Origin of the sequence: Nostoc sp. DedQUE09, from assembly GCF_034530915.1 — a bacterium.
Lineage (GTDB): Bacteria > Cyanobacteriota > Cyanobacteriia > Cyanobacteriales > Nostocaceae > Nostoc.
In genome coordinates this window covers 51,697-65,547 of sequence record NZ_JAVRCE010000010.1, presented here as the reverse complement: position 1 = coordinate 65,547, position 13,851 = coordinate 51,697, and the positions used below count along the sequence as shown (strand labels likewise).

At 40.4% G+C, this 13,851-nt stretch carries 12 protein-coding genes and 1 pseudogene; 3 read left to right on the top strand and 10 right to left on the bottom strand.

The window, feature by feature from the left end; translation table 11 throughout:
• Positions 1-160: 160 nt before the first annotated feature.
• Positions 161-1,459: a glutamate-1-semialdehyde 2,1-aminomutase gene (hemL, locus tag RMY27_RS08970; RefSeq protein ID WP_322662358.1), complete on the bottom strand. Its 1,299-nt coding sequence runs from the start codon at positions 1,457-1,459 to the stop codon at positions 161-163.
• A 229-nt stretch (positions 1,460-1,688) separates the two neighbouring features.
• Between hemL and hisIE the strand changes: the two genes are divergently transcribed.
• Positions 1,689-2,339 (top strand): bifunctional phosphoribosyl-AMP cyclohydrolase/phosphoribosyl-ATP diphosphatase HisIE, encoded by a 651-nt coding sequence (gene hisIE / locus RMY27_RS08965; protein ID WP_322662356.1) that lies wholly within the window; start codon positions 1,689-1,691, stop codon positions 2,337-2,339.
• A 36-nt stretch (positions 2,340-2,375) separates the two neighbouring features.
• Here the strand turns inward: hisIE and RMY27_RS08960 are convergent, their stop codons facing one another.
• A complete protein-coding gene (locus RMY27_RS08960) occupies positions 2,376-3,647 on the bottom strand; it encodes an MFS transporter (RefSeq protein ID WP_322662353.1) in 1,272 nt (423 codons plus the stop codon).
• A gap of 471 nt (positions 3,648-4,118) precedes the next feature.
• Here RMY27_RS08960 and RMY27_RS08955 point away from each other — a divergent pair.
• A pseudogene (locus tag RMY27_RS08955) lies at positions 4,119-4,310 on the top strand (DUF2811 domain-containing protein); the annotation flags it as partial.
• A 654-nt stretch (positions 4,311-4,964) separates the two neighbouring features.
• Here RMY27_RS08955 and RMY27_RS08950 read toward each other — a convergent pair.
• On the bottom strand, positions 4,965-5,684 hold the full coding sequence (locus RMY27_RS08950; RefSeq protein ID WP_194040360.1) for a response regulator transcription factor: 720 nt from the start codon (positions 5,682-5,684) through the stop codon (positions 4,965-4,967).
• Positions 5,685-6,330: 646 nt separating this feature from the next.
• Here RMY27_RS08950 and RMY27_RS08945 point away from each other — a divergent pair.
• On the top strand, positions 6,331-6,957 hold the full coding sequence (locus tag RMY27_RS08945; RefSeq protein WP_322662351.1) for a CPP1-like family protein: 627 nt from the start codon (positions 6,331-6,333) through the stop codon (positions 6,955-6,957).
• Positions 6,958-7,093: 136 nt separating this feature from the next.
• On the opposite strand, the gene RMY27_RS08940 is transcribed toward RMY27_RS08945, so the two are convergent.
• The 7 genes from RMY27_RS08940 to pstB all read right to left on the bottom strand — a co-directional run bounded on the left by RMY27_RS08940 (position 7,094) and on the right by pstB (position 13,847).
• Entirely contained in the window at positions 7,094-7,786 is a 693-nt protein-coding gene (locus RMY27_RS08940; protein WP_322662349.1) for an HAD family hydrolase, read from the bottom strand.
• Between the two features lie 67 nt (positions 7,787-7,853).
• A complete protein-coding gene (locus RMY27_RS08935; RefSeq protein ID WP_322662347.1) occupies positions 7,854-8,294 on the bottom strand; it encodes a GNAT family N-acetyltransferase in 441 nt (146 codons plus the stop codon).
• Positions 8,291-9,391 carry a 4-hydroxyphenylpyruvate dioxygenase gene (gene hppD, locus RMY27_RS08930; protein ID WP_322662345.1) on the bottom strand — a complete coding sequence of 367 codons (1,101 nt, stop codon included), beginning with the start codon at positions 9,389-9,391 and terminating at the stop codon, positions 8,291-8,293. The genes RMY27_RS08935 and hppD overlap by 4 nt, the downstream gene beginning before the upstream one ends.
• A gap of 106 nt (positions 9,392-9,497) precedes the next feature.
• Positions 9,498-10,202: an SDR family oxidoreductase gene (locus tag RMY27_RS08925; RefSeq protein ID WP_322662343.1), complete on the bottom strand. Its 705-nt coding sequence runs from the start codon at positions 10,200-10,202 to the stop codon at positions 9,498-9,500.
• Positions 10,203-10,283: 81 nt separating this feature from the next.
• Positions 10,284-11,579 carry a transposase-like zinc-binding domain-containing protein gene (locus RMY27_RS08920; RefSeq protein WP_322662341.1) on the bottom strand — a complete coding sequence of 432 codons (1,296 nt, stop codon included), beginning with the start codon at positions 11,577-11,579 and terminating at the stop codon, positions 10,284-10,286.
• A 186-nt stretch (positions 11,580-11,765) separates the two neighbouring features.
• Positions 11,766-12,545 carry a phosphate ABC transporter ATP-binding protein gene (locus tag RMY27_RS08915; RefSeq protein WP_322662339.1) on the bottom strand — a complete coding sequence of 260 codons (780 nt, stop codon included), beginning with the start codon at positions 12,543-12,545 and terminating at the stop codon, positions 11,766-11,768.
• 522 nt (positions 12,546-13,067) lie between these two features.
• A complete protein-coding gene (gene pstB, locus RMY27_RS08910) occupies positions 13,068-13,847 on the bottom strand; it encodes a phosphate ABC transporter ATP-binding protein PstB (protein ID WP_322662338.1) in 780 nt (259 codons plus the stop codon).
• Between the last annotated feature and the right edge of the window lie 4 nt (positions 13,848-13,851).

The window sequence follows — 13,851 nt, the reverse complement described above, 5'->3', positions numbered from 1 at the left end:
AAATCCTTTCCCTTTAACCTTTTTCCTTTTCCCTCTCTTGCAAAAATATATTTTTGCAAGAGGTCTAATCTAATAATGCCGTACTTTCAGCTAACACAATGCCAGTTTCTGAATGGAGGAAGTTTCTGCTCCTAACTCCACTACCTGGATTAGGTTCGGATTACAGACTAGACATTACATCCCGTGCAACTGCTAAAGTCTGCTCAATGTCTTCTTCAGTGTGAGCAAAAGACGTAAACCCAGCTTCAAATTGAGAGGGTGCTAAGTAAACACCGCGCTCTAACATCCCGCGATGGAAGCGTCCGAATTTGGCTGTATCAGACTTTTTCGCATCTTCGTAGTTATGAACTGGGCCAGCGGTAAAGAATAAGCCGAACATGGCGCTGATTTGACCGCCGCAAGCTGCATGACCAGTTTCTTTGGCAATTTGCAGCAAACCATCTGCTAGCTTTTTAGTAATTCGCTCAAGAGACTCGTAAGTACCTGGCTTTTGCAGCAATTCTAAAGTCTTAATCCCAGCAGTCATCGCTAAGGGATTACCAGAAAGAGTCCCAGCTTGATATACGGGACCGGCAGGTGCAACCATTGACATAATATCTCGGCGGCCACCATAAGCCCCTACTGGCAAACCACCACCAATTACCTTACCCAAGGTTGTTAAATCGGGAGTGACGCCAAATTTTTCTTGAGCGCCACCGTAAGCAATGCGGAAGCCTGTCATCACTTCGTCAAATACTAATAACGCTCCATACTCGTGAGTTAGTTCCCGTAATCCTTCAAGGAAACCAGCGTCAGGCGCAATAAATCCAGCATTGCCGACAACTGGCTCAAGAATGACACCAGCAATCTCGTCGCGGTTTTCTTCAAATAAAGCTTTGACTGCTTCTAGGTCATTGAAAGGTGCAGTTAGAGTGGTACTAGTTGCTGATTTAGGAACTCCTGGTGAGTCTGGTAAGCCAAGTGTGGCAACACCAGAACCTGCCTTCACTAAAAACGTATCGGCGTGTCCGTGATAGCAACCTTCAAATTTGATGATTTTGTCTCGGTTGGTGAAAGCCCGCATCAGTCGCAAAACTCCCATACAGGCTTCAGTTCCAGAGTTGACAAATCTGACCATTTCGATGCTAGGAACGGCATCAATGACCATTTCTGCCAAAACATTTTCTAGGGCTGAGGGAGCGCCGAAACTGGTGCCTTTTTCTAAAGCTTCATGCAATGCTGCAATTACTTCTGGATGAGCATGACCGCAAATAGCTGGGCCCCATGTGCCTACATAGTCTATGTATTTATTGCCATCTACATCCCAAATATACGCGCCTTTGACACGATCAAAAACGATGGGTTGTCCGCCCACAGATTTAAAGGCACGAACTGGAGAACTGACTCCTCCGGGCATGAGATTTTGAGCAGCGGCGAAGACTTCTTGTGATTTTGTTGTTTTAATTGTGGTATTTACCAAAGTTCTCTCCTAACAGTGGGCAATAAAAAGCTCTATCTTAGGATAGGGTCAAACACTGCTTAGAATTTCTATCCTATAAAATTAGCGGAACCAAAAAAATAACATTATGTTATGCAAGTCCAATGAAGACTTGACTTTAGATATTTAATTAAAAAAAATATACCAGCTGCCCTATTCTGAATGGTATCGTGAATCCATAAATTATTCTCATTAGAGCAAACTAGCTGGTATGTCTTCTAACGATTCGCGATCGCTGCATTACACTATCCCGGTTGAGAAAATCCGCTACGATGAACGGGGTCTGGTGCCTGCAATTGTCCAAGACTATCTAGATGGTACTGTCCTGATGATGGCGTGGATGAATCAGGAGTCGTTACAAAAGACTTTAGAAACTGAAGAAACTTGGTTTTGGAGCCGTTCCCGACAAGAATTGTGGCACAAGGGGGCAACTTCTGGGCATATCCAAAAGGTGCAGAGTATCCGTTATGACTGTGATAGTGATGCGCTGCTTATCGGGGTAGAACAATTAGGAGATGTTGCCTGCCATACTGGAGAGCGCAGTTGCTTTCACCAAATAGAAGGAAAAATTGTTGCGCCACCAGGAGATACATTGTCGCAATTGTTTCAAATAATATGCGATCGCCGCGATAATCCTACTGAAAGCTCTTATACCTGTCAACTATTCGCAGGTGGCGATAACAAAATTTTGAAAAAGATTGGTGAGGAAACTGCTGAGGTGGTAATGGCTTTTAAGGATAATGAAGCAGATGCGATCGCAGGTGAAGTGGCTGATTTGCTATATCATACTTTGGTTGCCCTAGCTCACCATCAAGTGGATTTGAAATCGGTATATCGCAAGCTCCAAGAACGTCGTCAATAGAGCAAAAAACAAGTCATCTTACCGTGGGGAGTTATGTTACTCAGTCAAAATTCGATTGAGATACTGTAAAATTACCACAGCGATCGCTACACTCAAAATGAAGCCTAGCCAGTAACTATTAGTAATAATTTGTGGTTGGTCTAATGCCCATCCACCCAAAGGATGACCAATAAAAGAGCCAACAGCCCAGCATAAAGCGTTGATAGAAAAATAAACGCCGCGTTGATTTTTCGGGGCTAACTCAGTCACTAAAGAAGCAGCAGATGGGGTGTAAGAGACAATCGCCATAGCAAATACTCCCAATGCCAATATTACCCAAAGCAGATGATGAGATGGGACTGTAGTGCTAAACCAAATTAGTCCGAAACCAATTGCCCAGAAAATGGCGGAAACAGTGAGCGCGAGTGTGTGAGAGCAGCGTTTTAAAATGCTGGTGACAGGCAACTGAGAAATAATTGCGAACACTAGATGCCAAGCAAATAGTCCGCTAATGGTAGTTTCAGTAAATCCCTTGGCGGTACTTTCGACAAGGACAAAGTTTTTGAAGTAAAGCGGCAAGGTGCTGTGGATTTGAGAAATATAGATTGTGAAAAATATATTAACCGCGATGTAGACTAAAAAACGCCTATCTCTTAATACTGCCATCCAAGAAACAAAAAGTTCTGTTTTTTCAGATTCCTCTATCTGGTGTTCAGTTTCACTAATCCCTAAATAGACAACTCCAAAAAACACCATAAAAGAGATGGCATCAATCACAAATAACCAGCGATAACTCCCAATTATCGCAATCAAAAACCCAGCCAGCAGAATTCCGATCGCTAACCCAAGATTATCAGCTAGTCTGGCGATCGCAAAAGTTTCGCGGCGATTGTCAATTTGGCTAGCGTCAGCAACCACAGCTTCAGCCGCAGGCCAATAGAAACCTATGCCTAAACCGCTAATCAAGCTACCGATTACCAAAGACGTGAAATTATCGGTTGCAGCTAAAACTAGAGAAGCAATTGCTGAAATCGCCGTCGCTAGCAACAAAGTGCGGCGGCGTCCCCAATATTCAGAATCAGCCAAAGAACCACCCGCAATCCGCCCTACAATGCCGGAAATCGAGGCGCTACCCAAGGCTACCCCAACACTGGTTGCAGATAAACCAAGTTGATTAACAAAAAAGATGGGCGCATAAAACAGGGTACAGCCGGTACCAACTTCTGAGAGAAATCTACCAATTGCGAAAATCCAGACCTGGGGATGTATCGAGGGCAACCACGATGATAACTGCGATTGAGAAGCTAATTTCATGAGCTTAAATGTCATAGGTTGATGACATTTTTGTAATTCTTATCATTGGCTACTATTTTCCTCACTCATTCCACAGGGTTTCCACAGGGATTTTAGCAGTTTTCCACAGGTGCTATACGAGCTAATAGGCTTCTTGCTGTCTTACTGGGGATTGTTGATTACAAGTAGCAAAGAAGTTTAAAGACTGAGTTTTTGTAAAGTAAAGTAACAAAAAACTGGCTGAAATATTGATTATTTCGTTCGCATTTATTTTTTATACAATCGTTTTTAACATTTCGCAGCATTGACAAACCCACCCCCTCTTGGCGCACAATGATGCGGCTTGCTTTTATAAACCGTTCAATCGGCTGGCATCAAATGTGTAAAATATATTACTATCAAATGCAAGTGCAGATTGTCGGGATAGCGAAAGAGCGTGTAAAGCCCTAAATCGGTTTACCGCAAGCAAATTGTCCCTCTTGATTATCCTCATAGGAGGAAAATCTTATGAAATCAACGGTTAGCATCTTTACAGAAATTCCTGAAACACTCCACGAATCCTTAAAAAACTACTTAGAAACCCATCCTGATTGGGATGAAAACAGAGTGTTGACGGCGGCGCTATCATTGTTTTTACTCCAAAATGGAGATAGCGATCGCCGTGCTGCACGAGTCTATCTGGAAACTTTGTTTCACCACTCCTCAGTAGAAATGCCCTGTACCGACTCACCAGCAACAGCTAATTTACTAGACACTCCATAGGTACTGCTATGAAGGGCGTTATTCCCCTGTAAATGGGGCACGGCATACCGTGCCCCATTTACGGGATTTTAAGCTAATAGCGATCGGCAATATTACAATAAAAAAGATCGGTAAATTCCGATCGATAAAAAAGTTCTAATAGTTTCTCTTATTGCCAAAATTAGTTGGTAATAGAGCGGAATTTACCTTTGTTCTCAGTCTCCAACTGGAAATATCTATTTTGAGGCTGCCGCTTACCTGGCTTACAGCAACAGCTCAATGAGCAGCATTTCCAGACAGAGGCTAGAAACGGGCTTTTAAGGGGACTTTAGCTTCATTTGACTACCAATGCACAGCTATATACCCTATGAACTCCAATCTCAGCACCGTTATATCTACCAAAACGGTTAGATACCAAGAAATATTTTCCAGTGGACTCTCTCCCCTGCCCACTATTTTAAATAGATAAATAAATATCTCAAATAACTGTTTGGCGTGTATTTGAGGAATATCTACTTATTTTAATTGTCTAAATTTGTCTTTTACTAAAGAAATTCACTAATGGCTCCCCAAGAGTTAACAGTCAAGAGTTTTTAACTCTAGACTATAAACTCAGGACTTGCCTTCCAACTGCTGGGGGTGAGCAGCAGATTCAAACTTATAGCCTACGCCACGTACAGTTTGAATTAATGCTGGCTGACTAGCATCAATTTCAATCTTCTTGCGAATTTGGCCGATATGAACATCTACAACCCGCTGGTCGCCGACATATTCATAATCCCACACTTCTTGGATTAGTTCTGCCCGCCGCCAAACTCGGCCTGGATGACTAGCTAAAAAATGCAACAAGTCAAATTCCAGAGCAGTTAAGGGTACTGGTTGGTTATTAAGTGCTACCTCCCGTCGCACTGGGTCAATCATAAGTTTTTCAAATACCAAGCGTTTCTGCTCGGCAGTAGTTATCACTCGCTGACGCCTCAAAATAGCTCCGACTCTAACTTCTAGCTCTCCTAGTCCAAAAGGCTTGGTGAGATAGTCATCAGCACCTTTAGCAAAACCGCGAATCTTATCAGCTTCGTCAGCACGGCTAGTCAACATCAAAACAAAAACACCATTACGACTTTGCATCTCTTGGCAGAGGTTAAACCCTGTGACATCTGGTAAATTCACATCTAGAATCACCAAATCAGGGTTAAATTGCTCAAATAGATTTAAGGCTGTCTTTCCGTCTTCGGCAGCCTCCACCTGATAGTTCTGCTTAATCAAAAAGCGTTGGATTAAATTCCGAACCGCAGGGTCGTCGTCAACTACAAGAATCTTGGCAGGAGCCATGACCATTACTTTGCACAAAAATTCGTAAGATTAACAAGAGAGTTGCGTAAAAACGCAGTTGCCACTTTAGGACTAACTAAGAATCTACATGGCTACGGTATGACAATCCCGATTGTTCTAAAATAAATACTCTAATCAGGATTGTGGGCAATAAGAAGGCGAAACTTCTGTTAGCCAACAGTATATAAGCGCTCTGACTTGAACTGCAACCGTTCTTGATAGCAAGGCACCTTCTCGATCCTTGTTAGGTGGTAACTTAAAACGTTTCAATTTTAAATCGATATGTGGATATATACCACAAGCGATTATTCAGTATAATTAAAAAAAACTATTTTAGGGCACAGTAAGTTGCCAAATTTGAAACATTAAAGTTGATTTTTTCATAAAAACCATGACTTTTAGGTACTCTCCGTTCAAATTCTAGATTAGAGCCAGAATTAGACAACGACATGAGGGTATACACGGAGTTATAGTGATATGTTAAAGTGACTATAGTTGAAATTACAAAGTCGATCAAACTAACCCGTGCTACTATCCTGGTAGGGCATATAAATAGATCGAGACTTTAGTTTCGATCAAAATAAAACCTAAAGCTGTTTTTTCGATAAAAGACTGCCGCTGATTGAGGCTGAAGTAACAAACTCCCATGAGCGATCAAAATCCCTACGAAAAACTTGGGGTATCAGAAGAGGCTAGCTTCGATGAAATTCAGGATGCTCGTAATCGCCTATTCGAGCAACATAATGGCGATGCCAAGCATTTAGAAGTGATTGAAGCGGCTTACGATGCGATTTTAATGGATCGCTTACGGATGCGCCAGGAAGGTAAAATCAAAGTCCCTGAGCGAATACGGTTTCCAGAGTTGCGAGTGCAATCGCCTCCTAAAGAAAGTCCAACCCCTCGTGAGCAGTCACCTGCATGGCTGCAACGGATGCTTGATCAGCCAACGCCTGCGGATATACTCTTACCAGGAGCTTGGTTTCTCGGTTTGAGTTCTATTAGCCTGTTCTATCCAGAGGGGGGCGATCAGGTTTTGCAGTTAGCATTGGTGGTTGGCGTAGGCACTAGTATTTACTTTCTCAATCGCAAGGAAGGCAAATTTGGCCGAGCAGTTTTGTTCACCCTGGTCAGTTTAATAATTGGCCTAATCGCTGGGGGATTAGTTGCTAGCTGGCTCCTACCACAAATATCATTTATCAATCTGGAAACTAATCAGTTCTCTACTGTAGTGACGTTTATATTGTTGTGGTTGGTTAGTAGTTTTCTACGTTAAACCACCCCTGTAAGCAGGTTTCTATAAAGAAGACATGGTTTATGTATGTTCTTCTGAGATGAAAAAGTCAGGAGTCAGAATAGCTATTCTGACTCCTATTTTAATTTGCAACCTGAATTGGTTCTACAGAGCCTTTTTAGACAAGGTATTTAGGTTTTAGAACTATATCTACAGCAGCGCTGAAATCCTGAACAATTAAGTCGGGGTGGTAAAGTTCTAGTTGGGTGCGATCGCGAATCCCAGATTCTACAGCCATCACCTTAATACCATAATTTTTCGCAGCAGTGATGTCGGCTTCCGTATCTCCTACCATCCAGGTCTCAGTAGCTGGGGGCAGTTCTTTTAATGCCCTAGCCATTAACAAGGGCTTATCTTCAATATCACGAGTTTTAACATAGTCGTTACTCAAGCAATAACAACGATTTTCTGGGAAAAATCTCGCTAAATCGTGTTTTTTAAAGGCATAATCTAGTTCTCGAACTCGGCGCATAGTCATAACTGCCAAATCAATTCCAGCTTGTTGAATTTTTAACAGTGCATCCACAGCACCAGGTGCGAGAGTGTCATAGTTAAAATAAGGTTCTGTATGCACCGTTTGCCGCCTTAGTTGGGCGAATTCTTGAGCTTGGGCCTCGTCTAACCCAGAATTTAAGGCGATTTGTTTTTCAGGAACACGCGATCGCTTTAACTGCCAAAATTCCGCTTTCGGAAGTTCTTGCACTACTTGATCTGGGCGACGGGTTTTATCTAAGCAGAATTGATAAACACGGTAGTAACGTTCGGAAACATCAATAATTGGGCCGTCGAAGTCAGTAATAAGTCTTAGCATCGGCGGTAAAAGTTAATTTTTATTAAGTTTATCTCAGATGTATAGCTATTTTTTCAGGGTATTAAGTCTAGCTAAAGGTTTTTTGTAAACTCTTTTTAAGAAAGTATCGACGATGACCTGGAGGAAAATCTTCTAACTCTCCAAAAACTTCATACCCCAAGTGCTGATAAAATTCAGGAGCTTGGAAACTGTAAGTAAAAACATATACGTTTAAGCAGCCACGATTCACAGCTTCTTGTTCTGCCGCCAAAAGAAGTGCTTTTCCATATCCATCACCTCTTAACTCCTCTGCAATCCAGAGAGTACCGATATGAAGCCATCCCAAGCCGATAAAACCTTCCAAGCCACCCACTATATTTTCTTTTGAATCACGAAGCAATAGACACAGTGGCGTATATTGATAATCTCCAATCTTACTTATATTAAATTTATGAAGTTGCTTGTCTACAAAATCAACTTGTTTGGAGTCTGGTTGAATTTCAATTGAGATTTTGTACTCAGGCATCATTGCAAAGTACCGCGTTTGATTTGTTCGCTTTCAATGGCTTCAAATAAGGCGCGAAAGTTACCTTCGCCAAAACCTTGAGCTTGAAAACGGCGTTCAATAAACTCAAAGAAAAATGTCGGCTGTTCAAAAATGGGCTGGGTGAAAATTTGCAGTAATAAGGGTGCAGTATTGCCTCCCTCTAAAGAAGTATATTCTTGCCAGTCTACGAGAATTTCTTGTTGAGCGATCGCTTCTAGTTCTAGAGATGATAGTGTAATTCCTGGACGCTGTTTTAGTTGTGTGTAATAGCTTTGGGGAACCGAGAGTAAGGATAAACCACTGGCACGAAATTTAGCGATCGCATTCACAAGATTAGTCGTCCGCAAGGCAATATGTTGAATTCCTGGCCCCCGATTGACATCTAGAAATTCCTGAATTTGAGAATTCTTAGAAGCAGGTTCATTAATTGGCAATTGGACGCTACCGTTGCGCGAAACCATCACCTGGCTGTGTAAAGCAGAGCGATTGGTTTTAATTTTAAATGCCTGTTGGGGTTGAAAATCTAGAATGTTTTCGTACCAAGCCACAGCATTTTCCAATTCACCAACTGCCACGTTTAACACTATGTGATCTATGGCGGTAAAAGTGTTGTCACTTGTACTGAGCGTAGTCGAAGTATTTGTCATTTGTCCTTTGTCAAAAACCAATGACGGATGACTACTGACCAATGATCTTTCTATTAACGTATGAGTCAGTCCACCCCAGGCGGCAATTTTGCCACACTTGAGGGATGCCGTACCTATCTGGCGTTCCTGGATGGGTTGTAGGATTGTCGCACCGTATTTTTGAGCTAGTGCGATCGCGCCTTCAACATCTTCGACAGCAAAAGCGACATCTGCCACACCAGGTGGATATTGACGCAGAAATTCAGCTACTGGACTTGTAGGTAACAGAGGTGAAGATAGAAAAAAGCAGACACTACCATTTTTCACCACTTCTGTACAAGTGTGAAATGAACTGATGCGATCGGTTACTGCTTGAAAACCAAGATGGCGTACAAACCAATCTCGCCACACTTTGGCATCTTCTACATAGAAATGAACGTGATCAATTTTCATAGATATTGAAAATCAAGCATAACAGTTTATATATCTGTAAATTTTGCCTTTTTTGCTAGATTTTCACTTCTTTCCTAAGCAAGAATTATGTAAGCGTACTCCCACTCTAAAAGAATAAATGACTATCAGGTTGAATGTTAATTTCCATTGGCACAGCTTGCGGTTCGGCAGAAAGAGCAAAGAAAATCGCATTGGCAGCAGTTTCAGGACTGAGCATTTTTTTCCGGTCTACTTTTAGGTTGACGTTATCCCAAAAAGGAGAATCTACCCCACCAAAGTAGAATAGCGTGAACTTGATACCAAAACGCTTGAGTTCTTCTGCCATGCACTTGCTAAAACCGACAACACCAAACTTAGAAGCCGAATAAGCTGCCGCCATCCCCATCGAATGCTTGCCCAGAATTCCTACTACATTACAGATGTGACCAGACTTGCGCTTTTGCATTTCTTCAGCCGCCGCCTGAGTGGTGTAAAAGCTGCCTTTTAAGTTGACATCTAACATCTTGTCTAAATCAGCAGGTTCCAGGCTATTGTAGGGCTTGAGTATACCAGCGCCTGCTGTATTCACTAAAATATCAATTTGACCAAACTCAGCGATGGTCTTTTCTATCAAAGTATCTACCTGTTTGGGGTCAGTAATATCGGTGGGAACAGTCAAAACTTGTCCTGGTAAATCAGCAGCCAGAGTGGTTAAACGCACCGCATCTCTGGCAGCCAGTACCAACCGAACTCCGGTAGGCGCAAGTTTTTGTGTTAAAGCTGAACCAATACCACCAGTAGCACCGACAATAACAACAACTTTATTCTGCATCGTATTATTTACATTTCTTTACATCTCTGTACATAATACTGAATTATAGGCTCAGGTTATACGTAGACATCTAAAAAGTATCTATTCGGAGAATAGCGGCATTACCTCATATTCCTTGCCATTCATTTTTAATGTAAACGTGGGAGATGATTTTAGATATTTGGTAAAATTGGAACCTAATTTTAATTTTTTAATAATTGAATTAGGAGATTCTCCGGTTATTCTCCGTAACTCTGAGCCTAGTTTGGACACAGACACTTGAGTTTGGAGAGACTTTGTTTGTATATCTTGAATAATTTTTAATAATAATTTATCTAATGTTTTTTCATTAGGGATTTCCGCAGGATCTTCTTGAATTAATTGTGCAGATAAATTATTTATAATAGGGGTAATTTCATTTATAATAGGGGTAATTTCTTCAATTTCTGGTTGTTTATAATTAGATTTATTATTGATATTTGATCTTTCTTGAAACAAACTTGCAATCGTTGTTAACCTGTGTAATCGAGTATTGATTGAATCTTGTTCATTTTTAATTAAATCTTGAATTTGCTCAACTACTTTTTCTAAAGATGGAACTTCAGTTGCCATTGCTAAAGAATAATGAGTGAATTTGCCAGTATTCCGGTTTTCTATATGCAAAGTTTGCCCTTGTCTACGTACCCAATAGACAATTAATCCTTGGTTTTGGAGTTCATTACAGAGGTGAATTAAAATTCCATCGCTAGAACAGACTAATATTTCTTTAACAGTTGGATAAAAACGTACAATACAAGCACCGAAAGCAATCATTTTTGCATCAGCACTATCCTTACCTTCTGGCACATGGGCAAGTTGATAGCCACGGTTATATAGTTCAATATCTTGCTTTCCAATACTTGGATTTTTCCAGTTAGCAAATGCCATTTTAAATTGGAGAGGATACTTGCAGACACTAGCTAAAAATAATTCTGAATTAATATCTAATTTTAAGTTTTCTGCATCCAAAAGTAGAAGTGATATTCCTGTATCTAATTGATGTTTTATTTCAGGTTTTGGTTGAATCTTTTGGATAAATTGGCTGAAAGCAGCAGATTCTAACCAACTAGGCGATAATATTGTTTGCAGCAGTTGTTCAGCTAATGTCAAACTAAAAGAGCTAAGGCTTTTCTCTGTGATTTCTTCTTCGGGCAGGTTTTTTAATAAAGAAAGTTCCGTCGTTTCAGCCGTAGATACTTTAGTATATCCGTTGCTATTAGCAAGCAAGTCAGTTTCTAAGGAACGAGAGAATACAGATTCTAGGAATTGTTTACCACAATTTTTGCAGAGGTAATTCTGCTTGTCATTCCGACGACCATTTTTACGATATGAAGTAGATTCGCACCGGGGACATTTCATTTTATGATTCAGGTGGTCTAGAGCAAATACTTGTCTTTAAATATATAGTATAAAAAAATACTGTCAATATCAAATTACATTGCCTAACACCAGAAAAACTTAAAACAAGCGGAAATTCAATTTAACCCCTCATTTCCGCTTGCACTATGTATTAACCCTCTCAATAGCTAGAATTTAAAAAACACTTCAACTGACGCGAGCGAAAACATAGTCGCGGGTACGAGAATCCGCAGGGTTAGTAAAGATTTTATTGGTAGTACCAAATTCAACCATTTGAGTAATACGATTTTCATTACTATGAAAGAAAGCCGTAAAATCAGATAGGCGAGTAACTTGCTGCATATTGTGAGTAACAATCACAATTGTTAACTCAGAACGCAAGTTATGGATTAAATTCTCGATTTTCATACTACCCATAGGATCGAGACCTGAACAAGGCTCATCCATCAAAAGAACATTAGGCTTAACCGCTAAAGCGCGGGCAATACATAATCTTTGCTGTTGACCGCCAGAAAGCTCTAAAGCAGATTTGTGTAGTTTATTTTTCACTTCATCCCAAAGTTCGGCAGCTTTGATGGCAGATTCAACAATTCCATCTAATTCTACTTTCGGATGCCATCCAACTAACTTCACCCCATAAGCAACATTATCGTAAACGCTCATGGGAAAAAGATTTGGTTTGGGAAAAACCATACTAACTTGGCGACGTAAGCGATTGATGTTGACACGACGCTCATAAATACTCTGCCCAAAAAATTCTACTCTTCCTTCAACCTTTACTTCTGCTTCTAATTCACTCATGCGATTTAACGATTTAAGAAAAGTAGACTTCCCACAACCACTAGAACCAATAATTGCCGTGACTTGGTTTTGGTAAATATCCATTGACACGCCTTCAACTATCTTTTGAGTGTCGTAAGAGAAGCTGAAGTTTTTGACTCTGATGGCTGGAATTAGTTTACTCATATTCCTAAAACGTCTAAAACAAAACTTGATTAAGTAAAACAGTACAAATCAGCAATGCTGTTTCACCATGTTACTGCCAAAATGAGATATTCATGGAAATTACGTAGCTATACAGTAGTCATACAGCAAATAAAGTGTTATTAGATATTTGTATCAAGACTGTGTTCCAAAATTTATCTTTTACGGACTTTTTACACCCATCTTTTGCACCTTGACTTAGATAGCATCCTTTCTTATAAAAAAGGATTAGGTCTAGTTCGATTTGAGATAGCTAGGTAGAAATCAAAATATGAATATCATACAGCAGATTTAAATTTGGTGAGGTACGCAAGCAAAGTCTGTTAACCAGATATAAAGTGTATTTTACTCCGGAGTTCTGAATTCTGCTGTATATTTCTTATAGATAATGAGGAGTTATTTTTTTATAAAGATAAATTAGTAACTTTTTTAAACTACATTTTATGAGTATTTTATTGTGCAAGCTAGATCGACAAAAATCAATAAGTCATGTTTGAAAGTATCTTAACCGAAACGTCCTGAAATGTAGTCGCGGGTGCGGGGGTCTAATGGGTTGTTAAAGATTTGCTCTGTAGCGCCAAATTCAACCATTTGACCAATCCGACTTTCATCGGTACTAAAGAAAGCCGTAAAATCAGAGACGCGAGCGGCTTGCTGCATATTATGAGTAACGATCGCAATTGTCAACTCAGACTGTAAGCTATGAAGTAGTTCCTCAACTTTCATGGTGGCGATGGGGTCAAGAGCCGAGCAAGGTTCATCCATTAGCAGAACTTTCGGCTTGACTGCTAAGGCACGGGCAATACATAATCTTTGTTGCTGACCACCAGAAAGCCCTAAAGCTGATTTATCCAGCTTATCTTTGACTTCATCCCAAAGAGCAGCACTTTTGAGGGCTGATTCAACAATTTCATCTAATTCTAATTTTGAATACCTGCCTGCTATTCTTATACCGTAAGCAACATTTTCGTAAATGCTTATCCCAAAAGGATTTGGTTTTTGAAACACCATACCAATTTGGCGGCGTAATCGATTGATGTTGACACGACGATCGTAAATATTCTGACCAAAAAATTCTACATCTCCTTCAACTTTTACAGGGCCTTCTAATTCGCTAATGCGATTAAGAATTTTGATAAAGGTAGATTTACCACAACCACTAGGGCCAATAATTGCGGTTACTTGGTTCTGATAAATATCTATCGACACCTTTTCAATAGCTTTTGTTGTCCCATAGTAAAAGCTGATGTTTTTAACTTTGATAGCTGGAATTAGGTTACTCATACTT

What these genes read in the sequence shown, in the direction of transcription:
- hisIE (WP_322662356.1), top strand. Translation starts at nt 1,689, where the DNA reads ATGTCTTCTAACGATTCGCGATCGCTGCATTACACTATCCCGGTTGAG.
- RMY27_RS08960 (WP_322662353.1), bottom strand. Translation starts at nt 3,647, where the DNA reads ATGACATTTAAGCTCATGAAATTAGCTTCTCAATCGCAGTTATCATCG.
- RMY27_RS08950 (WP_194040360.1), bottom strand. Translation starts at nt 5,684, where the DNA reads ATGGCTCCTGCCAAGATTCTTGTAGTTGACGACGACCCTGCGGTTCGG.
- RMY27_RS08945 (WP_322662351.1), top strand. Translation starts at nt 6,331, where the DNA reads ATGAGCGATCAAAATCCCTACGAAAAACTTGGGGTATCAGAAGAGGCT.
- RMY27_RS08940 (WP_322662349.1), bottom strand. Translation starts at nt 7,786, where the DNA reads ATGCTAAGACTTATTACTGACTTCGACGGCCCAATTATTGATGTTTCC.
- RMY27_RS08935 (WP_322662347.1), bottom strand. Translation starts at nt 8,294, where the DNA reads ATGATGCCTGAGTACAAAATCTCAATTGAAATTCAACCAGACTCCAAA.
- hppD (WP_322662345.1), bottom strand. Translation starts at nt 9,391, where the DNA reads ATGAAAATTGATCACGTTCATTTCTATGTAGAAGATGCCAAAGTGTGG.
- RMY27_RS08925 (WP_322662343.1), bottom strand. Translation starts at nt 10,202, where the DNA reads ATGCAGAATAAAGTTGTTGTTATTGTCGGTGCTACTGGTGGTATTGGT.
- RMY27_RS08920 (WP_322662341.1), bottom strand. Translation starts at nt 11,579, where the DNA reads ATGAAATGTCCCCGGTGCGAATCTACTTCATATCGTAAAAATGGTCGT.
- RMY27_RS08915 (WP_322662339.1), bottom strand. Translation starts at nt 12,545, where the DNA reads ATGAGTAAACTAATTCCAGCCATCAGAGTCAAAAACTTCAGCTTCTCT.
- pstB (WP_322662338.1), bottom strand. Translation starts at nt 13,847, where the DNA reads ATGAGTAACCTAATTCCAGCTATCAAAGTTAAAAACATCAGCTTTTAC.